Source organism: Mangrovibacter sp. MFB070 (assembly GCF_000705335.1).
Lineage (GTDB): Bacteria > Pseudomonadota > Gammaproteobacteria > Enterobacterales > Enterobacteriaceae > Mangrovibacter > Mangrovibacter plantisponsor.
In genome coordinates, this window is record NZ_JJMI01000008.1 from 61,491 (window position 1) to 82,440 (window position 20,950).

Annotated in this window: 22 protein-coding genes and 1 pseudogene; 6 read left to right on the forward strand and 17 right to left on the reverse strand. The window is 51.4% G+C overall.

Features of this window, described 5'->3' with window-relative positions; genetic code table 11:
• Positions 1-27: 27 nt before the first annotated feature.
• Positions 28-912 (reverse strand): dihydrodipicolinate synthase family protein, encoded by an 885-nt coding sequence (locus DT73_RS03075; protein ID WP_036103754.1) that lies wholly within the window; start codon positions 910-912, stop codon positions 28-30.
• A gap of 1 nt (position 913) precedes the next feature.
• Complete coding sequence (locus tag DT73_RS03080) at positions 914-2,062, reverse strand: iron-containing alcohol dehydrogenase (RefSeq protein WP_036103757.1); 1,149 nt, start codon at positions 2,060-2,062, stop codon at positions 914-916.
• Positions 2,063-2,242: 180 nt separating this feature from the next.
• Between DT73_RS03080 and DT73_RS03085 the strand changes: the two genes are divergently transcribed.
• From DT73_RS03085 to DT73_RS03095, 3 genes are read left to right on the forward strand one after another with little or no spacing between them, the layout of a single operon-like run.
• Positions 2,243-3,541, forward strand: coding sequence for a four-carbon acid sugar kinase family protein (locus tag DT73_RS03085; RefSeq protein ID WP_036103759.1), 1,299 nt, complete (start codon positions 2,243-2,245; stop codon positions 3,539-3,541).
• Positions 3,538-4,518 (forward strand): D-threonate 4-phosphate dehydrogenase, encoded by a 981-nt coding sequence (locus DT73_RS03090; protein ID WP_036103762.1) that lies wholly within the window; start codon positions 3,538-3,540, stop codon positions 4,516-4,518. The genes DT73_RS03085 and DT73_RS03090 overlap by 4 nt, the downstream gene beginning before the upstream one ends.
• A gap of 14 nt (positions 4,519-4,532) precedes the next feature.
• On the forward strand, positions 4,533-5,318 hold the full coding sequence (locus DT73_RS03095) for a DeoR/GlpR family DNA-binding transcription regulator (protein ID WP_051691250.1): 786 nt from the start codon (positions 4,533-4,535) through the stop codon (positions 5,316-5,318).
• An 11-nt stretch (positions 5,319-5,329) separates the two neighbouring features.
• Here the strand turns inward: DT73_RS03095 and fsa are convergent, their stop codons facing one another.
• Positions 5,330-5,992 (reverse strand): fructose-6-phosphate aldolase, encoded by a 663-nt coding sequence (gene fsa, locus DT73_RS03100; protein WP_036104105.1) that lies wholly within the window; start codon positions 5,990-5,992, stop codon positions 5,330-5,332.
• Positions 5,993-6,130: 138 nt separating this feature from the next.
• Here fsa and DT73_RS03105 point away from each other — a divergent pair, with 138 nt between their 5' ends.
• The gene (locus DT73_RS03105; RefSeq protein ID WP_036103765.1) at positions 6,131-7,033 is read left to right on the forward strand and encodes a glycyl-radical enzyme activating protein; all 903 of its coding nucleotides are present in this window, start codon (positions 6,131-6,133) and stop codon (positions 7,031-7,033) included.
• A gap of 4 nt (positions 7,034-7,037) precedes the next feature.
• Positions 7,038-9,470, forward strand: a complete 2,433-nt coding sequence (locus DT73_RS03110; RefSeq protein ID WP_036103768.1) for a formate C-acetyltransferase/glycerol dehydratase family glycyl radical enzyme — start codon at positions 7,038-7,040, stop codon at positions 9,468-9,470.
• Between the two features lie 349 nt (positions 9,471-9,819).
• Here the strand turns inward: DT73_RS03110 and DT73_RS03115 are convergent, their stop codons facing one another.
• The 7 genes and pseudogenes from DT73_RS03115 to DT73_RS26650 form a co-directional block, all read right to left on the reverse strand.
• The gene (locus DT73_RS03115; RefSeq protein ID WP_036103771.1) at positions 9,820-10,116 is read right to left on the reverse strand and encodes a hypothetical protein; all 297 of its coding nucleotides are present in this window, start codon (positions 10,114-10,116) and stop codon (positions 9,820-9,822) included.
• The gene (locus DT73_RS03120) at positions 10,116-10,751 is read right to left on the reverse strand and encodes a division plane positioning ATPase MipZ (RefSeq protein ID WP_084172229.1); all 636 of its coding nucleotides are present in this window, start codon (positions 10,749-10,751) and stop codon (positions 10,116-10,118) included. The genes DT73_RS03115 and DT73_RS03120 overlap by 1 nt, the downstream gene beginning before the upstream one ends.
• A 300-nt stretch (positions 10,752-11,051) precedes the next feature.
• Entirely contained in the window at positions 11,052-11,816 is a 765-nt protein-coding gene (locus DT73_RS03125; protein WP_036103776.1) for a DNA-binding transcriptional regulator YciT, read from the reverse strand.
• A gap of 110 nt (positions 11,817-11,926) precedes the next feature.
• Positions 11,927-13,201, reverse strand: coding sequence for a YbiU family protein (locus DT73_RS03130; protein ID WP_036103779.1), 1,275 nt, complete (start codon positions 13,199-13,201; stop codon positions 11,927-11,929).
• 238 nt (positions 13,202-13,439) lie between these two features.
• Positions 13,440-13,796 (reverse strand): RcnB family protein, encoded by a 357-nt coding sequence (locus tag DT73_RS03135; RefSeq protein WP_036103782.1) that lies wholly within the window; start codon positions 13,794-13,796, stop codon positions 13,440-13,442.
• 136 nt (positions 13,797-13,932) lie between these two features.
• Positions 13,933-14,313, reverse strand: a complete 381-nt coding sequence (locus DT73_RS26645; protein ID WP_235234383.1) for a GNAT family N-acetyltransferase — start codon at positions 14,311-14,313, stop codon at positions 13,933-13,935.
• 66 nt (positions 14,314-14,379) lie between these two features.
• Positions 14,380-15,078 (reverse strand): annotated as a pseudogene (locus tag DT73_RS26650) (DJ-1/PfpI family protein); the annotation flags it as partial.
• Positions 15,079-15,312: 234 nt separating this feature from the next.
• On the opposite strand from DT73_RS26650, the gene DT73_RS03145 reads away from it, so the two are divergent.
• On the forward strand, positions 15,313-15,522 hold the full coding sequence (locus tag DT73_RS03145; RefSeq protein ID WP_036103785.1) for a DUF1471 domain-containing protein: 210 nt from the start codon (positions 15,313-15,315) through the stop codon (positions 15,520-15,522).
• 102 nt (positions 15,523-15,624) lie between these two features.
• Here DT73_RS03145 and gutQ read toward each other — a convergent pair whose 3' ends face one another.
• From gutQ to DT73_RS03180, 7 genes are all read right to left on the reverse strand, one after another.
• Positions 15,625-16,590, reverse strand: a complete 966-nt coding sequence (gene gutQ, locus DT73_RS03150) for an arabinose-5-phosphate isomerase GutQ (RefSeq protein WP_036103787.1) — start codon at positions 16,588-16,590, stop codon at positions 15,625-15,627.
• On the reverse strand, positions 16,583-17,356 hold the full coding sequence (locus tag DT73_RS03155; protein WP_036103790.1) for a DNA-binding transcriptional repressor: 774 nt from the start codon (positions 17,354-17,356) through the stop codon (positions 16,583-16,585). Before DT73_RS03155 ends, gutQ begins: the two co-directional genes overlap by 8 nt.
• 62 nt (positions 17,357-17,418) lie before the next feature.
• Positions 17,419-17,778, reverse strand: a complete 360-nt coding sequence (gutM, locus tag DT73_RS03160; protein ID WP_036103793.1) for a transcriptional regulator GutM — start codon at positions 17,776-17,778, stop codon at positions 17,419-17,421.
• A 175-nt stretch (positions 17,779-17,953) separates the two neighbouring features.
• Positions 17,954-18,733, reverse strand: coding sequence for a sorbitol-6-phosphate dehydrogenase (gene srlD / locus DT73_RS03165; protein WP_036103796.1), 780 nt, complete (start codon positions 18,731-18,733; stop codon positions 17,954-17,956).
• 22 nt (positions 18,734-18,755) lie between these two features.
• Positions 18,756-19,118: a PTS glucitol/sorbitol transporter subunit IIA gene (gene srlB, locus DT73_RS03170; RefSeq protein ID WP_036103799.1), complete on the reverse strand. Its 363-nt coding sequence runs from the start codon at positions 19,116-19,118 to the stop codon at positions 18,756-18,758.
• Between the two features lie 8 nt (positions 19,119-19,126).
• A complete protein-coding gene (locus DT73_RS03175; protein WP_036103802.1) occupies positions 19,127-20,134 on the reverse strand; it encodes a PTS glucitol/sorbitol transporter subunit IIB in 1,008 nt (335 codons plus the stop codon).
• A 12-nt stretch (positions 20,135-20,146) separates the two neighbouring features.
• A complete protein-coding gene (locus DT73_RS03180) occupies positions 20,147-20,695 on the reverse strand; it encodes a PTS glucitol/sorbitol transporter subunit IIC (RefSeq protein WP_036103805.1) in 549 nt (182 codons plus the stop codon).
• Between the last annotated feature and the right edge of the window lie 255 nt (positions 20,696-20,950).

The following is a 20,950-nucleotide window of genomic DNA, read 5'->3' on the forward strand; positions in this document are numbered from 1 at the left end:
GCATTTTTGACGAAAGCGCAAATGGCTTTAGTGAAGGTACTGGTTCACTATCTGGCGAATTTGCTGTTGTTGGTCTGGTGTAAAGCTCACACCATAGCGGCTGGCCCCCACGTCATGGCCCATCAACACCAGTGCCTCTTTAACGACGGCAGGCGAAAAGGCAATTTTGTACAGGTCAGTGCGTAGTCCCGTAACGGCTTCCTGTGCATGGTGTGAGGCCGCAATATCGCCGTTACGGAAAGTTTCCCAAATAGCGTTGATTTGTGTGGGGGCTACATTTGCCAGCCCTGAAACGCAGGCCTTACACCCTTCAACAAAGCCGCGGTGAATTAATGAATCCGGGCCATTCAGTACGGAGAACGCGGGTAAATCTTGTGTGGCGTGGAGAAAACCACTCAGGCTGTCGTAACTGCCTGCGCTGTCTTTAATACCAACAATGTTGGGGTGTTCCGCCAGTTGGCGTACGGTTTCTGGTGCCAGGGTGTTACCGGTCCGGGCCGGAATATTGTAGAGATACAAAGGTACTGTCAGCGCATCCGCGACAGCCAGGTAGTGGCGTGCCAGCTCTTGCTGGGTGAGGGGAACAAACCAGGGCGTAACAGCCGATACCGCGTTGACACCCGTTTGCGCGACTTGTTTACCCAGGCGAATGGTATCCCGGGTTGATATTTCGCCAATATGCCCGACGACCGGTTTACGCCCGGCAGATTCGGCAACACAGATTTCAGCTATAGCGATTTTTTCCTGCTCACTGAGCACAAAAAATTCGCCATTTGTGCCGCCGCAAAACACGCCATTACCAGCCTTGATTTGGCGCTGAACTTGTTGGCGTAACTGGGCGGTATTCAACTCACCTTGTTGAGTAAAGGGTGTGACGATGGCGGTCAGTACCCCGGTAATGGGTTCAGACATGTTATTTTCCTTGAGTAAAAAGCGTTTCGTAGATGGCCTGAATATTTGCTGCACTGACAGGGCAGGGCACATTTTTAATCAGGCGCTGGACATTCAGCGCACCATCCACGAGGTATGGTACGTTATCCGGGCTGATTCCCAGTGCTTCCAGTGATGCCGGGAGTTGTAGTTTTTCTACCAGTTCGCCAAACCAGTCGACCAGGCGGCATGATTTCTCTTCTGCACTTAACTGCTGGTCGCTGCCGGGGATCAGGTCCCAGACTTCGGCAAACTTCTCAACAACGGCCGGGCGAATAAAGCGCATGCAGGGGGTAAGTAAAATGGCATTAGCAACACCATGGGGCAGGTGATATTTCCCGCCCAAAGGGTAAGACATTGCGTGCACCAGGTGCGTCCCTGCGTGGTTAATCGCCACCCCGCCATAATAAGAAGCCCAGAGCATTTCCAGTTTGGCAGACAGGTTCTCCGGGTCTTTAACTGCGTTTTCTATATTGCGGAACAGCTTAAACATCCCCTGTAACGCCACGTTATCGCTCACCGGGTTGGCAATGGTGGCGGTAAAGCACTCAATCAGATGGCACAGGGCATCAATACCAGTCGAAGAGGCGATATGTGCTGGCATGCTGGTGGTGAGTTCTGGCAGTAGCGCAACGTAATCCGGTAATAACACAGGCGAAATGATGCCCACTTTTGTTTGCTGTTCCGGGATGGCCAGAATTGCGTTGGGAGTGGCTTCTGAACCGGTACCTGCAGAGGCAGGGATCAGCAAAGAAGCCAGGCGCGTTGACGGTTTTTCGCCAGCAAGCAGGGTTTCCAGTGTGGGGGCACTGGTGTGGCAGAGCACAGACAATAACTTAGCGACATCCAGTACGCTGCCACCGCCAACACCCACCACCAAATCAAACTGGGCACCCTGGAGTTTGCCCATAATCTGGTTCACGTCATCGCGGGCGGGTTCCGGGGGAACATTGTCAACAATGCTCACGTGCCGGTTATTGGCCTGCAAAAGTTCTGACAGCGCTTTCACCGGGGCCAGTTTGATAATGTTCTGGTCACTGACTAATAAAATGCTTTTTTTATCTGCCAGTAATGGCTCTATTGACGCTATGGCACCTGCGCCGCTAATAATGGTGCTGTTTATTGTACCCACGCTCCTCTCCTGTCTGGATATGCAATGTAGTGATTGAATTCAATCAATACAGCATTGCTGTTTCACAACATGGCTAATTTTATAATTTATCCTCGATTCAATTAACTTGATCTTGCTCACATATAATCAAATGTGATTGAATATAATCATTGGCAACGATAATGATGAGCAGGAGAGACCATGGAAGCGCAGTACCAGGGAGACAACGTCCTGATCCTTGCGGATGACTTCACTGGGGCAAATGATGCCGCAGTTAACTTCGCTCTGAATGGCGTGCAGGCAATGGTGATGTTCCACCCGGAAAATGTGCCTCAGGCGCAAGTGGTGGCAGTCAATACCGACAGCCGTGCGTTGCCCGCAAACCAGGCTGAACAGGCAATCAAAGCAGCCATCAATACTGTGGGGTTACCGGGCCATTCCCACTGGCTGGTCAAAAAAATCGATTCAACGTTGCGGGGCAACCCCGGTGCAGAAGTTTCCGCGGCATTACAGGCATCCGGTTTAGCCGGTGCGGTAGTGGCGCTGGCTTCACCGGGCCTTGGGCGTACCACCACCAACGGGCAGTGCCTGGTAAAAGGTATACCCGTCAACCAAACCGAATTTGCCAGCGACCCGAAAACCCCGGTCACCGATGCCGACATTATTCATGTGCTGCAACAACAGGCGGAGCGGGTCTGTTACCTGGCAGACCTGGCCTGCGTCCGCCAGGGTAACCTGGCCGCAACACTGCAGGCGTGCTTTGCCCGCGGCGTGGAAGTGGTGGTGGTGGACAGTGAAACTGCACCAGATCTGACGCGAGTCATTGAAGCGGTTGCTTCATTACCAGTTCGCCCACTGCTGGCAGGGTCTGCGGGAATTTGTGAGGCGCTGGCGCAGTATCTGTTTCCACAGGCAGCAACATCGCCGCTATTGCCCCATTCCAGCGGGCCGCTCCTTGCCGTAGTTGGCTCAATGAGTGAAATCGCTCAACAGCAAATGCAGGCAGTCATGCAGCACCCGCTTGTTACCCACATGGCTCTCAGTGCAGAACAGGCGCTTTCTGCGGGCAGCGAGAGCTACCTGCATGAATGTGTTCAGGCGGCAGTTGCCGCGCTGAATAGTGGCCGCCATTGCGTTATCAGCACCACTGAGCACCATGATGCCAGGCACCAGGTTGCCCGGTTGTGCCAGCGTTATCAACTGAACCGCGCTCAGTTGGGCGAAAAGCTGTGCCTGTTTTTGGGCAGGCTTACCCAGGCCATTTTGAGTGATGCCACACCTGGAGGGATGTACCTGTCTGGTGGTGATGTGGCGATAGCCGTAGCCCGGGTGCTCGGAGCGCAAGGTTTTACGATTCATGGCCGCATTGCCGAATGTGTGCCGTGGGGAGAGTTCACAGGCAGCCAGTATCTGCGGCCGGTAATGACCAAAGCAGGCGGTTTCGGTAACACGGACACCTTGCTGGAGGTTGTGCATTTTTTTGAGGAGAAGACTAAGTGACCAACGTTATCGCAATTACCATGGGTGACCCGGCGGGCATTGGCCCGGAAATTATCATCAGTGCACTGGCTGAAGGAGAGTTATCAGGCATTCCAGCAGTTGTTGTCGGTTGTGCGGCAACGTTACGCCGTATTCTGGCGCTACAAATTACCAAACCTGCAGAATTGCGCATTATTGACCAGGTGAGCCAGGCCCAGTTTGCGCCCGGGATTATCAACGTGATTGATGAACCCCTTGCAGACCCTCAGGCCCTTGAACCCGGGAAAGTGCAAAAGCAGGCCGGTGATTTGGCTTACCGCTGCATCAGGAAAGCAACTGAGCTGGCAATGGCAGGAGATGTCAGTGCAATTGCCACCGCACCACTCAATAAAGAGGCGCTGCATGCCGCCGGGCATTTATACCCCGGGCATACTGAGCTTTTGGCTAAGCTCACCAACAGCAAAGACTATGCGATGGTGTTATACACCGACACGCTGAAAGTGATTCATGTTTCCACGCATATTGCACTGCGTAAGTTTCTCGATACGCTTAACCAGCCGCGTGTAGAAACCGTGATTCGCCTGGCCGACCAGTTCCTGAAACGTGTTGGTTTTACCCACCCGCGTATTGCTGTGGCCGGGGTGAACCCTCATGCCGGGGAAAACGGCCTGTTTGGTGATGAAGAGATTCGTATTGTCGGCCCGGCTGTTGCCGCAATGAAAGAACAGGGTGTGGATGTGTATGGCCCGTGCCCACCAGATACCGTCTATATGCAATGTAATGAAGGTATGTATGACATGGTGGTGGCGATGTACCACGATCAGGGGCATATTCCACTTAAGTTGTTAGGCTTTTATGATGGGGTGAATATCACTGCCGGGCTCCCGTTTATTCGTACTTCGGCCGATCACGGCACCGCATTTGATATTGCCTGGACAGGTAAAGCAAAGTCTGAGAGCATGGCGGTTTCGATAAAACTGGCGATGCAACTGGCTTAGGCGTAAGAGTGCTCATGAAGGGATATAACCGCCTTGAACAGATTATGGATTATCTTAAAAGCCATAATCTGGTAACTGTGGATCAACTGGTGGCCGCTACGGGGGCATCCCCGGCAACGGTGCGCCGTGATTTAGTCAAGCTGGATGAAGAGGGTGTGGTCAGCCGTACACACGGTGGCGTTACCCTCAACAGGTTTCTCCCTTCGCAGCCCACTACGCTTGAGAAAATGCAGCGTAGCCAGCAAGAAAAGTATTTTATCGCCAGTGCTGCGGCAAAGATGGTTAATGCCAACGATGCCGTGGTCCTGGATGCTGGTACCACCACCATGGAACTGGCCCGCCAGCTTACTCACCTGCCTTTACGGGTTATCACCAGCGATTTGCATATCGCGTTATTTTTGAGTGAATTCAAACAAATCGAAGTCACCATTATTGGTGGTCGCATTGATGACAGCAGCCAGTCATGCATTGGTGAACATGGCCGCCGGTTGTTACGCCATATCTGCCCGGATATCGCCTTTGTCAGTTGCAATGGCTGGGACTGGGAGAAAGGCGTAACAGCGCCAACGGAAGAAAAAGCCGGTATCAAACAGGATATTATGATGAATGCCCGCCGCCGGGTATTACTGGCAGACAGCAGTAAGTATGGTTTGTGGTCACTTTTCCATGTAGCACGCTTACCTGCTTTTACTGATATCGTGACTGATGCCGGGCTTGAAGCGCATTGTGCCCGGCAACTGGAAGGTGAAGGTGTGCCCCTGGTGCTGGCGGATGCCGCATCAGCCAGAGGCACAGTGTAACCTTTCACGCTTTACAACTGTTTACTCCCGAACGCGCCCTGCCAGTCTTGCTCAAATTTCTCAACAGCCGCTGTTACCGCAGGAGCAGAAATAAATTGGGTCGCCACATCTACAGGCAGCGTAATGGCGCCGCAACCTGCCAGCAGGCAGTCCAGCGCCTGGCGTGGGGTTTTAAAGCTGGCGGCTAGCACTTGTGCCTGGGGTGCGTGCTGAACTAACAGTGACTGCAGGTCATTCACTAATTCAATACCACTCCCACCCTGGGCATCCACCCGGTTAATGTATGGTGCAACATAGCGTGCACCTGCCAGCGCAGACAGTAACCCCTGAGCTGCACCATAAACGGCAGTGCCCAGTGTGGGAATACCTTCTTTGCTCAGGCACTTAATCGCTGCCAGCCCTTCTGGCGTTACCGGCACTTTCACGACCAGATCCGCAATAATTGCCCGTAGTTTTCTTGCGTCATCCACCATTCCCTGCGCGGTATCAGCCATCACCTGGGCGAACAATTGCCCGGTTCCCCCGAGCGCATCATATAACGCAGGCAACAGGTTTTCTGGCCGTTGTTTACTGCTGGCAACAATACTGGGGTTGGTCGTCACACCTGCAAGAGGAAGGATGCGGGCCAGTTTTTTTACAGCGTGGATATCAGCGGTATCGAGGTAGAGCTCCATATTCAACTCCTGAAATTGTGATGGTTCGCGGCTTTTCATCATCATAGGCCAGCGAGCAGTGTTTTTGTTGTCGGAAATCAAATTTTCTTTCTTTCGAAAGTGTTTTTATTTTTATACGAAACACAAAGGGGAGGCGAGATGATTTTCAATATCCAGCGGTATTCCACCCATGACGGGCCCGGGATCCGCACTGTTGTCTTCCTGAAAGGTTGCTCTTTGGCTTGCCGGTGGTGCCAGAACCCGGAAAGCCGCAGTGCAGAACCAGAAGTGTTGTTCGATGCCCGTTTATGCCTTACCGGTTGCGCGTGTTGCTGCCATGCAGCGCCTCAGGCAATTAGCCGTAAACCGGGCGGCGCGCTGGATATCGCCCGTAGCAAACTTTCTGGTAATGCTGTTAATGCGCTAGTGAAGTGTTGCCCGAGCCAGGCGCTGACTGTATGCGGGGAAAACCGCACGGTAGAAGACATCATGCAGGTAGTTTTGCGTGATAAGCCGTTTTACCAGCGCAGTGGTGGTGGGGTGACGCTTTCTGGCGGCGAACCTTTTATGAACCCGGAATTAGCCCGGGCACTGTTGCAGGCCAGCCATGAAGCGGGTATTCACACTGCCGTGGAAACCTGCCTGCATGTTCCCTGGCACAATATTGAACCCTGCCTGCCTTTTACCCGGCTTTTCCTGGCCGACCTGAAACATACCGACGCTGAATTATTCAAAACCTGGACCCGGGGCTCAGCACGGCGGGTTATGGCTAACTTGCAACGCCTTGCAGAGCAGGGCGCACAGGTAGTTATCCGTGTGCCTTTAATTCCTGGGTTTAATGCCAGTGAAGGTGCTGTGCGCAACATTGTCGATTTTGCTGCCGGGTTACCCGGCGTTGAACAAATACATTTTCTGCCTTACCACACCCTGGGCATGAACAAATACGCCCTGCTTGGCCTGCCTTATGAAGCACCGGAAAAGCCCCTTGATAACCCGGGCTTACTTACTTTTGCTCAGTCATATGCACACCAAAAAGGCCTGGCAGCCACTTTACGAGGATAATTGTATGACACAGTTGAAACTTGATGTCCTGACCGACCGAATTAAGGCACATAAAGCGGCTCTGGTGCATATCGTCAAACCCCCTGTTTGCACCGAGCGCGCTCAGCATTACACCGAAGTGTACCAGCAGAATATGGACAAACCGGTAGCCGTGCGCCGTGCACTGGCTCTGGCGCATCACCTGGCGCAGCGCACTATCTGGATTCAGCACGATGAATTGATAGTGGGAAACCAGGCAAGCGAACTGCGTGCCGCCCCCATATTCCCGGAATACACCGTTTCATGGATTGAGAAAGAAATTGATGAACTGGCAGAACGCCCCGGAGCCGGGTTCTCCGTAAGTGAAGAGAATAAGCAAATTTTGCATAAACTGTGCCCGTGGTGGCGTGGGCAAACGGTGCAGGACAGGTGTTATGGCATGTTTACTGCCGAGCAAAAGGCCATTCTCGATACCGGTATTATCAAAGCAGAAGGCAATATGACTTCCGGGGATGCCCACCTGGCGGTGGATTTCCCGGTGTTGCTGGAGAAGGGGCTGGACGGGCTGCGTGAAACAGTTAATACCCGGCGTGCACTGATTAACCTGACGGTGCTGGAAGATTTGCATGGCGAGCAGTTCTTAAAAGCGGTGGATATCACTCTGGAAGCGGTCAGCCAGCATATTACCCGCTATGCGGATCTGGCCCGGCATATGGCAGAACGCGAAACACGCGCTGAACGGCGGGAAGAGTTGCTGGCTGTCGCCCACAACTGCGATGTTATTGCCCATGAGCCGCCGAAAACCTTCTGGCAGGCACTGCAGTTGTGCTATTTCATCCAGTTGATTCTGCAAATTGAATCCAATGGGCACTCTGTTTCCTTCGGGCGCATGGATCAGTATCTCTACCCGTGGTACCGGCGCGATGTTGAACTGGAGCAGTCTCTGAGCCGCGAGCAGGCCATTGAATTACTGCAAAGTTGCTGGCTGAAACTGCTGGAAGTTAACAAGATCCGTTCTGGTTCGCATTCTAAAGCCTCTGCGGGCAGCCCGCTGTACCAGAATGTGACTATTGGTGGCCAGAGCCTGGTGAATGGCAAACCGGTGGATGCCGTTAACCCGTTATCCTGGTCCATTCTTGAATCCTGTGGGCGGTTGCGTTCAACCCAGCCAAACCTGAGTGTGCGCTACCATGCAGGCATGGGCGATGACTTTCTCGATGCCTGTGTGCAGGTGATTCGCTGTGGTTTCGGTATGCCGGCATTTAATAACGATGAAATTGTTATTCCTGAGTTTATTCGCCTGGGTGTGTTGCCGGAAGATGCTTATCAATATGCAGCCATTGGGTGTATTGAAACTGCTGTTGGGGGCAAATGGGGCTACCGGTGTACCGGCATGAGCTTTATTAACTTTGCCCGTGTCATGCTGGCGGCGCTCGATGGAGGCCGTGATGCCACCAGTGGCAAGGTATTCCTGGCTCAGCCAGAAGCCCTTGCTTCCGGTAACTTTGCTGATTTTGAATCTGTGCTGGCTGCCTGGGATAACCAGATTCGCTATTACACGCGAAAATCCATTGAAATTGAATACGTCGTGGATACGGTTCTTGAAGAAAATGCCCACGATATTCTGTGCTCAGCGCTGGTGGATAACTGTATTGAGCGGGCGAAAACCATTAAACAGGGCGGGGCAAAATATGACTGGGTTTCAGGTTTGCAGGTTGGGATAGCTAACCTGGGTAACAGCCTGGCCGCAGTGAAGCAACTGGTGTTTGACGACCAGGCAATCAGCCAGCCACAACTCGCCAGCGCACTGGCCGACGATTTTGCAGGTGCGGAGTTTGAACAGCTACGCCAGGTACTGATTAACCGGGCTCCGAAATACGGTAATGACGATGAATCTGTGGATGCATTGTTAGTGCGCGCTTATCAAACTTATATTGATGAGCTGAAGCAGTACCATAACCCACGTCACGGGCGCGGGCCTGTTGGCGGAAATTACTATGCCGGTACTTCGTCTATTTCTGCCAATGTGCCATTTGGCGCGGCGACGATGGCAACCCCGGACGGGCGCAAAGCCCATGCGCCGCTGGCAGAGGGGGCAAGCCCGGCATCTGGCACCGATCACCTGGGCCCCACCGCGGTTATCAGCTCTGTTGGCAAATTGCCTACTGGCTCAATTCTTGGGGGCGTGTTACTTAACCAGAAGCTCAATCCTGCTACCCTGGATAACCCGGCAGACCGCGAAAAACTGATGTTTTTACTGCGCACTTTCTTTGAAACCTATAAAGGCTGGCATATTCAGTACAACATTGTTTCCCGTGAAACACTGGTTGAAGCGAAAAAGCATCCCGACCAGTACCGCGACCTGGTGGTGCGGGTGGCCGGATATTCGGCGTTCTTTACCGCACTTTCGCCGGATACCCAGGATGACATAATCGCCCGTACTGAACATGTATTGTGATACGGCAACTGGCGCCACACTTGCCCTGAGTGTGGCGTGAATCCTGCACAGCATAAGTGTTATGTATTAAATATGAAGTAATACATGTGAAGTGATAAATATTAGGTGGCAAGTGTGAAAGTGTGCGGGGGAAGGGGATGTGAATAGTCACCGGCGGCTACACACGCAGCCACTTTGATATGAAGTAATACTTCACACTTATGAATGATGCGTTTATGAATGACGTAGTTATGAATTTCGCATTTATGAATGATGCGAATATGAATAAATACCTATCCATTCTCATAACAATGCTTTGGTACCAAACCCCACGTGCTGCCGGTTGTACGGCGCCGTGGGGTTTGTTTTATTACGGGTGGTTTTTAAAGTATTCCGCCAGCGCGTCACGAACCAGTGCGCTGACACTTTTCGGGTCGCGGCCACTGCGTTTATTTTTCAGAGCCGTATCTTCGGTTTTATCCAGCAACGATGCAGGCAGTGAGATAGTAGTACGCTTGAGCGGGTCTTCCGCTTCTGTAACCGGTGTACTGTTACCTGGTGAGCCGTAAGGTTTGCCAGCCAGGCGTTCTGCCAGTTGTTCTATGTCCTGGTCGCTGGCGTATTTCCGGGTGGCAGATGCCTGCTGGCTGGGTTTTTTCAGTGCCATCAGAACACCTCCTTAATCAGTGCAAGTACTTCATTTTTCGCCTGTTCATTACTGGTTTCCATAACGGATTTCCCCTGAGGCATAACATCACGGTAAACCTTGCGGAAGCAGGCTATTGCATTCAGTGGGGTGATTTCCGGGAATTCTTTAATGTATTCCAGAAACTCATAGCGTTCGTTGCCGCGAATCAGCGGGTTGGTGGTTGCCATTGTCTGGTAACCGAACACTTTCAGTTCCGGGTTAAGGTCGCGCCAGGAGATAACCTGCTGTTGCAACTCAATAAGCGTATCAAGATCCAGTTGCGAACTTTGGTGCGGGGCAATAATGACATCGGCCACAGTACCACCGGTTACCAGCTCACGGCTGTTACGCCCGGTCACATCAACAATAACGTGGGTATATTTCTCGTTCAGGCTTCGCAGTGTGGCGGCGATGTTATCCCGTTTTTCCACCAGAGTGATAGCCGGGCTTAACCCCGCTTCTTCCCGCTCGCTAATCCACCTTGCGGCAGAGCGTTGTACATCTGCATCCACCAGGCACACATCGTTGCCCTGTTGTGCAAGCCCAACAGCAAGGTTAATCGCTGTTGTTGTCTTGGCGGCACCACCCTTGTTACAACCCACAATTGTTATCACTGCAACCTCCAATGTTAAGTATGAAGTAATACTTGCTACTTCATACGTATTACATATTCTCTACTGATTAGCCTTCCCGCAAGGGAGGGCAGTAAACGGGTTTAGTATGAATGAATCATTATGAGGTGTGAAGTGTCACTTCATAGGTGATACTTCATAAATAATATGTGTGAAGTATTACTTATGAAGTGATATTTATGAATCGGCAGAAGTTAAAGCAGCGCCATAATGAGGCTGTGAAGCGGTATTCCTCTGCCTTATTTTTAGCAGGTAAAGCCGTTGCTATAAGGCTTTGCGCTGTTATGCAATAGCAGTTTCGTCGGCAACCTGGTCTACCTGAATACCTTGCTTTTGCATGCATTTCAGGGCGTCTGAGGGCAGTCGGGAATCGGTTATTACATGGCGAAACCCATGGTTTTCTGTCGATAATGGGTAAGGGTGAATGATTCCGAATTTTGATGAATCGGTTAACGCGATGGCTTCAATGCCTTTATCCAGCAGGGCACAAACTACGTCACTGCGCATCATATTGCGCCCGGTAAACCCGGTATCTTTATGCCAGCCATCAACTCCAATAAACGCTTTTTGAAAATGCACATGCTGGATACACAGGCGGGTTAATGGGCCAACAACAGACTCGCTCCCTTTCTGGTACAACCCGCCAAGGACGATAACTTCACAACGGGCATTTTTCAGGAGTTGAGCAATATAGTGGCTGACAGTGACCAGGGTAATTGACGGGTTATCTGCCAGGCTGCGTGCCAACAGTGCGTTAGTACTGCCGCCTTCAATAAACACCGATTCACCGTCTTTCACCAGTGAGGCTGCGTATTCGGCCAGGGTCTTTTTCAGTGGAAACCGGGTATTCATGCGTGCGCCGACATCTTCCAGATCCATGGCAATGGCAGAACCGTGAACGCGCTTTAAGTAATTTTCGCGCTCCAGTGCTGTCAGATCCTGGCGGATGGTGACTTCAGAAACACCAGTAAGGTGCGATAATTCGTTAACGCTGACGCTGCCTTTGTCGTTCACTAACTGGATGATTTTTTGATGGCGTGCATTCATGTTTCAGTTCACTGATTACCCTTGATTTTGCCAGTGTAACAAAAAGGCAGGCCTGGCAGAAAGGCGCAGCGGTTCTGGCGCCCTGTAAATAGCAGAGCGCCAGACCGTTATCAGATGTGGTGCTGGCTCAGCCCTAAGCTGCTGCGGCCATTCTCGTTTAAATCCGCAGTCAGAAACCGGTCCTGCCAGTGCTGTTCATAGTTTTCACGGGGAAAATCGCCGGGTGAAGCGCCTCGCTCCAGCGCGTCGGCTACGCGCCGGGCATAGCGGCGGTTTTTATCACACACGGGTGCTGCCGGAATATACATGACATTACCGAAGCCTTGCTGGTTTTCCACCGCTGCTACAGCGTGAATAACATCGCAATGCCACCAGACAGAATCACCCGCTTCCAGTTGCGGAATGCTGCACAACCCGTTTGCCAGAAGCGGATGCCATTGCTCACTTATGGGTAACACACGGCCTGGTGCCACGCCACAGAGTTCATCTTCCGGAACATCATTCAGTAACGGGCGCAAGAGTACCAGCGCCATAGCTTCAGGGACCGGAACAACATGCAGTAACCCCTGGCCTGGCTGCATATCTGACAGCGCAGTCCAGCCCTGAAAAGTGCGGAAAACCGAGCATTTAGTCGTGTTATCGACATCATATTCGTCAACGTCTGTCCGCCAGGCTGCATCCCACGGGTCATACTGGTCAAACTGGTTATTGAAGATATGGCGGAATACTTGCTGGTAAGCCGGTAATAACCAACGCTCCAGTGCGCCTGAATCGGTGTGGGCACCCAGGCCTTTTGATGTAGTGCCGGGTAAACGGCGGCGGATCCGGTCGGGGTAAATAATGCTGACATCTGGATCAAACCACTGTTTTCCTTGTGATTCAAATGACCACAGGCGATTGAGAAATGACTGAACACCTGCCATTGAGTCACTTTGGCGGGCCTCCATTTGGGCACGGGACCAGTAAATGGGGTAAATCTCCGGGCGTGAAGCTGCCAGCGAACCAAAAAAGTTATCACCCGGTCCGCGGTAAATGTCGTCGAACTTATTGGTGTCCAGGTAGTTCAGCATAGACTGATCCCATGCGAGAGCCTGCTCGCGGGGGAAATGCTGTTTAACCACCAGGCACCCGCGCCGTTTGATGTGCGCCCGCAGGGTATCATTGATATTACCCGACAAAATTTCTTCCCGGCTGGCAACCGGCCAGGCCGTGCCAAAGCGTTGCTCATCTTCACGGGCTGCAGCCAGTTCATGAGTAATTTTGGCTTCAACTTGTTTAAACAGACCGGCTACATCACCAATTTGGGCTCGCAGCGCGCGCTTCATGTTCACAATGCTGGCTTTGATATCTTCAGGCAGAGTCTGTGCAGTGAATGTATCTTTCATCGTTGGCTCCCATTTAATCTTCGAATGAATTTTATTTGCTTTCATTCGTAATTTTGGCGAGTATAACAACTATGAAACATTTAAATGCGAATAAGATCACAAACTGTTGAGGATCACAGCAAAGGGGAAAGGCAAGTGGAATGGCATGCTAAATGAAGGGGTAAGAAAAGAAACAACACGGTGGCTCAGGGCTCACCGTGCTGGTAATAAAGGCAAGAAAGTTAAACTGCGCGAGCCATTAATGCTCGTAAAAAATATTACCTTCTTCTGCGCGCAGAACTTTGCCTTCGGCATTGGTGATTAGAACATAGTCACCACCCATGTAGGTCCAGTGGCTGTCGGCCTCTGGTGCTGGCAGGTGGCGGAGCTGCCACTGGTCAATTTCATAGGTCTTAGAGCGATAAAGTTCAGGCACGATGTCGCCAATCGTGAAACGCTTAAAATCAGCAGTGAACGATGTAGCGGCGTAAGGATCCTGCCCGCTGGTTTGTGCTGCTGGCGCTGTTGTTTCATCATCAGCATGCGCACTGGCAAATGGCAACACGCTGGCGCTAAGCAACAGCACGGATAACAGTAACGGTGTGGACTTGGACATAACCTCTCCCGATGAAACTGCTTTGAACATGGACAAGTAGCGCATCGATAAAAATAAATAAACAGGACTGCATTAGACACGCCCGCTATGAATTAATATGCATGGATTTTGTTTCCTGATGTAACCTTCTGTACCTTCAGGTAAGCACCTGTCTCGCCATACGGATATAAGGCAAGCCTGATTTCTCGAAAGGAGCAGAGCAGGGGGCAAAACCCAGTTTCTCATAAAATTCGCAGGCAGTTTGCCGGGCGTCCAGCTCAAAACGCAGCGCACCTTGTTGTTCCAGTTGTTTTATCACTGTAGCCAGCAGTATTGTGCCAAATCCTTTGCGCTGCCATTCAGCTACGGTAGCGAACTTGCGTATTTGCCAGAGTCCTTCAGCCAGGGCAAATGCGGAAAGGCAGCAGATGAGCTCACCTGTGTGATATACGCCAAAGTGCAACGCAGCGTCATCACCAGGTACAGCGCTGAATGCCAGCGGTTTATCTGGCCACAACACTTGCTGGCGCAGGGGCATATATTCGCCATTTTCCAGCACAGCAATATGCCAGCCATCACCGCAGCCGGGTTGTTTTGCCTGGTAGCTTGCCGTGTGCCGGGTAACAGCAAGGCGCTGCCTGGCGAATGCCTGGTTAGTGTGTTGCACCTGTGCCAGCACATCGCGTGGTGCCTGGCCTGGCGTGCCACTGTTAAACGGTGGTTGTGGGGCATACTCCAGTTGTAGCTGAATTCCCTGAGCGATGTCTGCTCCCCAAATATCACTTATTACGCTAAGCGCAAAATCGATACCCGATGTGACACCAGCCCCGGTAATTCTGTTGCCATCACGCACCACTCTTTGCGCCAGCGGAATGGCACCGAGCAAGGCAAGTTGGTCCAGTGAGGCCCAGTGCGTTGTTGCCTGGTAGCCATGCAGCAGCCCGGCGGCCCCCAGCACTAATGCACCGGTACATACCGCCGTGATAAAACGCGCCTGCTGTGCCCGTTCACGCAGAAACTGCAGGGTTTCAGTGTCGTCCATCAGCGGGATTTGTCCGGGGCCACCGGGTACACAAATCAAGTCAAGCTGCGGGCAGTCGGTAAAGGTTGCCGTAGGTTGAATACCCATACCTTTGTCAGACTGGACAATCTCACGCGTCTTCCAGATAAGGTGCACCTGAGCGCCTGGCGCACGGGAGAACACCTCCCACGGGCCAGTTAAGTCCAGTTGCGTCACGCCCGGAAAAAGAAGAAACCCAATGGAAAATGGGTTCAAAACATCGCCTTGTGTGGAGGAAGCCATGTGTCACCTTTTTTACCGTCTCTGCCCACGTTAATAAGCCAGCCTATAACAGTATGAAAGTATTACCAATCGGTAACAGATGTGTGTTGCGTTTTTATTTCCCGAATATAAGAAAGTGATCTGGATCGCACTTTTTGCTACTCTGCTAATAATTTCCAGGGTTATTATTTCACCCATCGAAGGCACGGCGCCTTTTACCAAGATTGAAAGATGGATTGAATAAGGAACAAGACCATGAAAATGATGAAAACTCTTTTTGCTGTTGCTGCGTTAACCCTGGTTTCTTCTGCAAGCTTTGCACAAACTGTGACTGCCACTGCCAGCACTCTGGATGGTGCAGAAGCAAAAATTGCTGCTCAGGCTAAACAGGATGGTGCGTCTTACCACATCACTGAAGCCCGTGATGGTAACCAGGTTCATATGACCGCAGAACTGACCAAATAATTAATGGTCGCTGAGGGAACAGCCGGACGAAGCCGCGTGAGCGCGGCTTTTTCCGGTTGTTTTGTATCTGAAAATACTCTTTCTGCCAGAGCGGTAGTGGCGTTATAAAATGCCAGCCTGCCAGAAGTCTTGCAGGTTAATAGCCCCTGCCAGTTTGTGATTACTGTCAGTGACGGGTGCAGCGCTGATGCGCCGGTTCATAAGTTGTTCTTTTGCTTCTACAGCACGGCTGTCGGCATTCAATGTAAACCCGCCACGGGTCATTGCCTGCGTGACACAGTCTTCCAGTTTGCCGCCACCAACCAGCCAACGCCTTAAATCACCATCGGTAAAGACACCGCTGACTTCAGTGTGGGTATTAACGACGGGGACCATTCCCAGGCCGGTACGGCTTAATTCCAGCATTGCATCCATTACTGTTGCGCTGTCTGCCACCTGCGGCACATTTTCGCCCTGACGCATCAAATGGTGTACCCGGTTGAGTAAGCGTGCACCGAGCGCCCCGGCAGGGTGAGAGCGGGCAAAATCTTCTTCATTAAACCCGCGAGCCTGCATCACCGCCATTGCCAGCGCATCGCCCATCATCAGGGTATTTACGGTACTGGAGGTGGGAGCCAGGTGCATGGGGCAGGCTTCACGCTCAATCGAAATATCAATAACTGCGTGCGCTGCCTGAGCCAGGGGAGAGGTGTTCTTGCCAGTTATCGCCAGTAATAACACTTGCTTTTCAGCCAGGCGGGGAAGGATAAAATCCAGCTCTTTTGCTGTGCCGGAATAGGAGATAAATAACAGGATATCGCGCGATTCAATCATGCCCAAATCACCATGCAGCGCTTCTGCCGGGTGAACAAAGAAAGCCGGTGTCCCGGTACTGGCAAGTGTCGCGGCCAGTTTTCTGCCAATATGGCCGGATTTACCCATCCCGGACACAATCACTTTTCCATTGCAGTGCAGCACTGCTTTGGCTGCTTTCAGAAAGCCTTCATCAAGACGCTCTGGTAATTTACTGGCTTCATGTAACTCCAGAAGCAGGGTGTTTTTGGCGGCGGCGAGCAGAGAATCACTCATTATTTTCTCCTGTAATAATGACTTTTATCCCGGAGTCTTCCAGTGCTTTGTGGAATTCCGGGCTGATGCCATTGTCCGTTATCAATATATCTACCTGGTCTAATCCACACACAACGTTCGGGCTTTTGCGCCCAAATTTGGTGGAGTCTGCCATCAGAATAACCTGCCTTGCGGCGTTACACATTGCTTTGCTGACAGTAAATACTTCATTAAACGTGGTTACGCCTGCATTCAGATCAATACCATCGGTACCCATGAATAATTTATCGAAGCTGAAGTGCTCAAAGGCGTTTTCGGCCAGTTGCCCATGGAATGAGGCGGATTTTTTGCGAAATGTGCCGCCCGGCATCAGGATGGTCTGTTCGTTGTCCAGCTCAGAAAGCGCATTGACGATATGCAGGCTGTTGGTCATTACCGTGATGTTATTAAAGTGCTCAAGCAGCGGCACCATCTGCAATACGGTACTCCCGGCATCCAGAATAATGGAGTCACCATCCTGAATAAAACCAACAGCGGTGTGGGCAATTTCTTGTTTTTGGTGGGTATTAATCAGGGTTTTGTGATCAATGGGCGGATCGGCTTCGTCTTTGTTCAGCATCACGCCACCGTAAGTGCGTATGACGGTACCGGCGTTTTCCAGTGACACCAGATCCTTGCGAATGGTGGTTCCTGTGGTGGCAAAGAACTGGGCCAGTTCTTCTACCGAAGATTTACCTTGTTTCTGCAGATGCTCAAGAATGGCGGCCTGGCGTTGACGTGGTTTCATTAGCTGACCTTACAAAATTTGCAAAATGATAACTTCGCAAGCCATAAGCGTTCAAAACGAAATTATCTTTGTTTCAGTTTAAGCGCTAATAATAGAGCATTCTGACAGTTCTGATCATTGGGAAAGATCACATCAGATTGTAATTGTTGCTTTGAAAGCCCCTGAATATTGGGAAGTGCCTTGGGTTTTGCAAAAATAGTTAGCCCTTTCATCAGAAATGAATCAATAACACGTTCTTGTTCATCGAGAGCAATGGCAACCAGCACTCTGGGGCGAAAACGCCCTCCAGAACGGCCAACACCTACCCGGCCTTTCAGGCACAGTGCATCAAATGCCCGGTTAAAACGGTATATTTGCCATGCTCCCAGAACCATCTGGCTGAACCAGGCAATGGCGGCGAGAGTAATCAGCGCGCTAACCATAGATGTCTCCTTTCATTGTGCTTATTCTGTTACCTGCAAGTGTTTAGCTACTACACATTAGTAGCTGCACCTGAATAACCACGGTGCATGAATAACCGCATAGTGCTGTACACTGGCAAGGGCCACTTACCCACAGAGAAGTGGCCCGCACAGCAGGGTAAGGCATCATGTAGTGTTAAAACATGACCTGCCCACCAGTTACGTTGATTGACTGCCCGGTGCAATAAGAGGCTTTGTCACTGGCGTAAAACAGCAATAAGTTCAGTACATCCTGGTAATCACAGCCGCGTTTTAGCGGAACTTTATCAATGTAATATTGTTCAACCTGGTCTGGTTGGATCCCGAGTTTCTGTGCATATTGCGGTAACAGTGACTGGAACATAGGGGATTTCAGCAGGTTGCCAAGCATTAGTGAGTGGACGGTAATCCCGTATTCAGCCAGGTCCAGCGCCAGCGATTGTGTCAGCCCTACACCACCAAATTTTGCCGCACTGTACCCCGAGTTATGTTTGCTCCCCACTTTCCCGGACTTCGAGTTAATCTGAATAATACGGCCCTGGATATTGTCGCGAATCATCAGGCGTGAAAACTCACGCGCACACAGAAAGTACCCAACCAGGTTTACTTGCAATGAGCGGTCAAAATCGCCCAGTGCGAAGTCGGAAATAAATGCGGCTTTAGCAATACCGGCGCTGTACACCAGCAAATCAACCCGGCCAAAAATCTCATCCACACCACGAGCAACCGCCATGACGCTTTGTTCGCTGGTGGCATCGGCGCCAAACCCGCAGGCTGTGCCTTCACCAAATTCATCGTTAATGGTTTGTGCAACGCGCGAGGCTTTGTCGCTTTGAATATCAACAACCGCTACGCGATACCCTTCTTGTGCAAGCCCATGGCAAAGGAACGCGCCAAGAGTTTGTCCCCCACCAATGACAACGGCAACCTGATTCATGTGTAACTCCTTAAATAACCTGTTAAGCAATAAATTTGATAGTGCTGCCCGTGGGAATGTCGCCTGGCGTTTGCCCGGCAACATGAACACACCCGGGGTATTCCGCCTGTTCACTGCCATCGAAGCGCAAGGTGATATGCCCCAGCTCGCGTAAGTTTTGCCCGGCAACGGAGCCTACTGCTGTGACGGGGTAGTTGTGCCCGGCCAGTTCCAGTGTGCAACCGGGTACCAGGTCTGCATTCAGCGCGCCGTGGTTATGGATAAAACAGAACGCTTCAATGTCTGCCGGAGCCCCTTCACGGAAAGTAATCAGCATGTTGTCGAGCAGTGCGTCACACGCGTTTTCGCCAATATGAGTAATGGTGGTCTGATAAATAGTTTGCATTCGGTACCTCACTGATAAATAAAGCCGGACACCAGCCATGCGATTAGCACGGTTGGCGCGCCTGTCAGGAAACGGCCAACCAGCACGGAAGGCACCCCAACCCGAACGGTATCCTGGCGTGCTTCTGCCAGTGACAACCCAACAGGTACGAAGTCGCAGGCGGCTTGTGCGTTGATGGCAAATAAGGCTGGCAGTGCCAGATGCGGTGGAATATTGCCAAGGCCAATTTGCACGCCAATCAGCACGCCGATAACCTGAGCGATGACCGCACCTGGGCCGAGAAAAGGTGAAAGAAACGGAAAGGAACAAATCAATGCCAGTATGACCAGGCCTATAGGGTTGCTTGCCAGAGGTGCCAGACCATGGGCAATCCAGTCGCCCAGGCCGGAAGCCATAATGATGCCTATCAGAGCTGAAACAAACGCCATAAAAGGCAAAATAGTTTTCAGAACGGTATCAATGGTATCGCGCCCGGCCTGGAAGAAGACCGCAACAACAGAGCCCATCCCCATACCAATTTTTGCCAGCAGGCCATCACTTTGTTCGGTGATTTTTTTGCTGGTGTCATAGTCCCGGGTTGTTTGCTGTTTTGCTTCTGCCTGTACTACGGGGTTGGCAACAGAAGTGGGCTGTGAGGGTTGTGCTTCGCCTTCGCCCACCAGTGAAATGTTGTGTTCTTTCACGCCGGAAACATAAATATCTTCCACAATAAATTGGGCAAGTGGGCCCGATTTCCCGGTTGAATGAATGTTGACGGTTGGGATACGGCGTTTAGGGTAGATACCGCACCGCAAGGTGCCTCCGCAGTCAATAACCGCGACACCAATCTCTTCTGCGGGGGGCTCACCTTCTTTAAAGCCATCCACCGCTTCCCATCCGGTCAGTTCGCTGAGTTTATCCACAATTGCCGGGCGCGTTCCTGCAGTGATGTAGACAATCTTTTTACCCGGTTCTACGGCCAGTGTGAGTGGGCCACCCCAGCCGCCAGTGCCTTTAACAATTTGAACGGTACGCATAATGGTTGTCCTTTAGAGTTGAACCTGACGGGCTAACTGGATCCCCATTTTTTTCTCAAAAATGGAGGTGGTGAGATCGGTTATCCAGCCACGGAAGAAGTTAGTCACCATGCCGACAAATAAATAGCTGACGGCAAGTGGCGCCAACGGCAGGCCGAGGGTTGTCAGGCCATTGGCAATGCCCAGGTAGACGAAAAGCTCACCCGGGTTGATATGTGGAAATAACCCGTTCATTGAGTGGCAACTGTAGGATGCGGCGGCGTAATAGCTGGGTTTGTATTTTTCCGGCATAAAACGCCCCAGGCTCAGTGTCATTGGGTTACAGAACACAAATGTGCCAATAACCGGCAGCAGCAAGTAACGTGATACCGGGTTACCTGCACAGCGTTGTGCCAGGCGTTCAATTCTGTCCTGCCCAATGAAATTGATCAGCGCATTCATGACAACCAGCAAACTGATCAACAGCGGCAATATGCCTGTCACCATGCCGGTGAAGACGGTGCCTCCCTTCTGAAACAGCCCGATAAACCATTCGGCACTGTGTGTTATGACATCAATCATTCTTATTCTCCTGTCGGGTAGTGAGGGTCACTTGTTATGAAGTGATGGCTTATCATAATCAAAATGAAACATTAAAATGTGTTAACTTGATCTCATTGTGAAAGATAAATATTTCGATGTGAAAGGTTATTGATCGTGATCGAGCCGTTTTTATCACCGACTGAGTGGGGGGATGCGGTATGTGGAGGAAGGGCGGGGAATTGTGCGTGGAGGCAGGCAGTTGGTAAGAGTTTTTGCTCAGTAAAACCCATTTCT

What these genes read in the sequence shown, in the direction of transcription:
- gutM (WP_036103793.1), bottom strand. Translation starts at nt 17,778, where the DNA reads ATGGTTAGCGCGCTGATTACTCTCGCCGCCATTGCCTGGTTCAGCCAG.
- srlB (WP_036103799.1), bottom strand. Translation starts at nt 19,118, where the DNA reads ATGCAAACTATTTATCAGACCACCATTACTCATATTGGCGAAAACGCG.
- DT73_RS03105 (WP_036103765.1), top strand. Translation starts at nt 6,131, where the DNA reads ATGATTTTCAATATCCAGCGGTATTCCACCCATGACGGGCCCGGGATC.
- DT73_RS26645 (WP_235234383.1), bottom strand. Translation starts at nt 14,313, where the DNA reads ATGCCCCTGCGCCAGCAAGTGTTGTGGCCAGATAAACCGCTGGCATTC.
- DT73_RS03095 (WP_051691250.1), top strand. Translation starts at nt 4,533, where the DNA reads ATGAAGGGATATAACCGCCTTGAACAGATTATGGATTATCTTAAAAGC.
- DT73_RS03075 (WP_036103754.1), bottom strand. Translation starts at nt 912, where the DNA reads ATGTCTGAACCCATTACCGGGGTACTGACCGCCATCGTCACACCCTTT.
- DT73_RS03110 (WP_036103768.1), top strand. Translation starts at nt 7,038, where the DNA reads ATGACACAGTTGAAACTTGATGTCCTGACCGACCGAATTAAGGCACAT.
- DT73_RS03175 (WP_036103802.1), bottom strand. Translation starts at nt 20,134, where the DNA reads ATGCGTACCGTTCAAATTGTTAAAGGCACTGGCGGCTGGGGTGGCCCA.
- DT73_RS03125 (WP_036103776.1), bottom strand. Translation starts at nt 11,816, where the DNA reads ATGAATGCACGCCATCAAAAAATCATCCAGTTAGTGAACGACAAAGGC.
- gutQ (WP_036103787.1), bottom strand. Translation starts at nt 16,590, where the DNA reads ATGAGTGATTCTCTGCTCGCCGCCGCCAAAAACACCCTGCTTCTGGAG.
- DT73_RS03130 (WP_036103779.1), bottom strand. Translation starts at nt 13,201, where the DNA reads ATGAAAGATACATTCACTGCACAGACTCTGCCTGAAGATATCAAAGCC.
- fsa (WP_036104105.1), bottom strand. Translation starts at nt 5,992, where the DNA reads ATGGAGCTCTACCTCGATACCGCTGATATCCACGCTGTAAAAAAACTG.
- DT73_RS03145 (WP_036103785.1), top strand. Translation starts at nt 15,313, where the DNA reads ATGAAAATGATGAAAACTCTTTTTGCTGTTGCTGCGTTAACCCTGGTT.
- DT73_RS03115 (WP_036103771.1), bottom strand. Translation starts at nt 10,116, where the DNA reads ATGGCACTGAAAAAACCCAGCCAGCAGGCATCTGCCACCCGGAAATAC.
- DT73_RS03135 (WP_036103782.1), bottom strand. Translation starts at nt 13,796, where the DNA reads ATGTCCAAGTCCACACCGTTACTGTTATCCGTGCTGTTGCTTAGCGCC.
- DT73_RS03085 (WP_036103759.1), top strand. Translation starts at nt 2,243, where the DNA reads ATGGAAGCGCAGTACCAGGGAGACAACGTCCTGATCCTTGCGGATGAC.
- srlD (WP_036103796.1), bottom strand. Translation starts at nt 18,733, where the DNA reads ATGAATCAGGTTGCCGTTGTCATTGGTGGGGGACAAACTCTTGGCGCG.
- DT73_RS03180 (WP_036103805.1), bottom strand. Translation starts at nt 20,695, where the DNA reads ATGATTGATGTCATAACACACAGTGCCGAATGGTTTATCGGGCTGTTT.
- DT73_RS03155 (WP_036103790.1), bottom strand. Translation starts at nt 17,356, where the DNA reads ATGAAACCACGTCAACGCCAGGCCGCCATTCTTGAGCATCTGCAGAAA.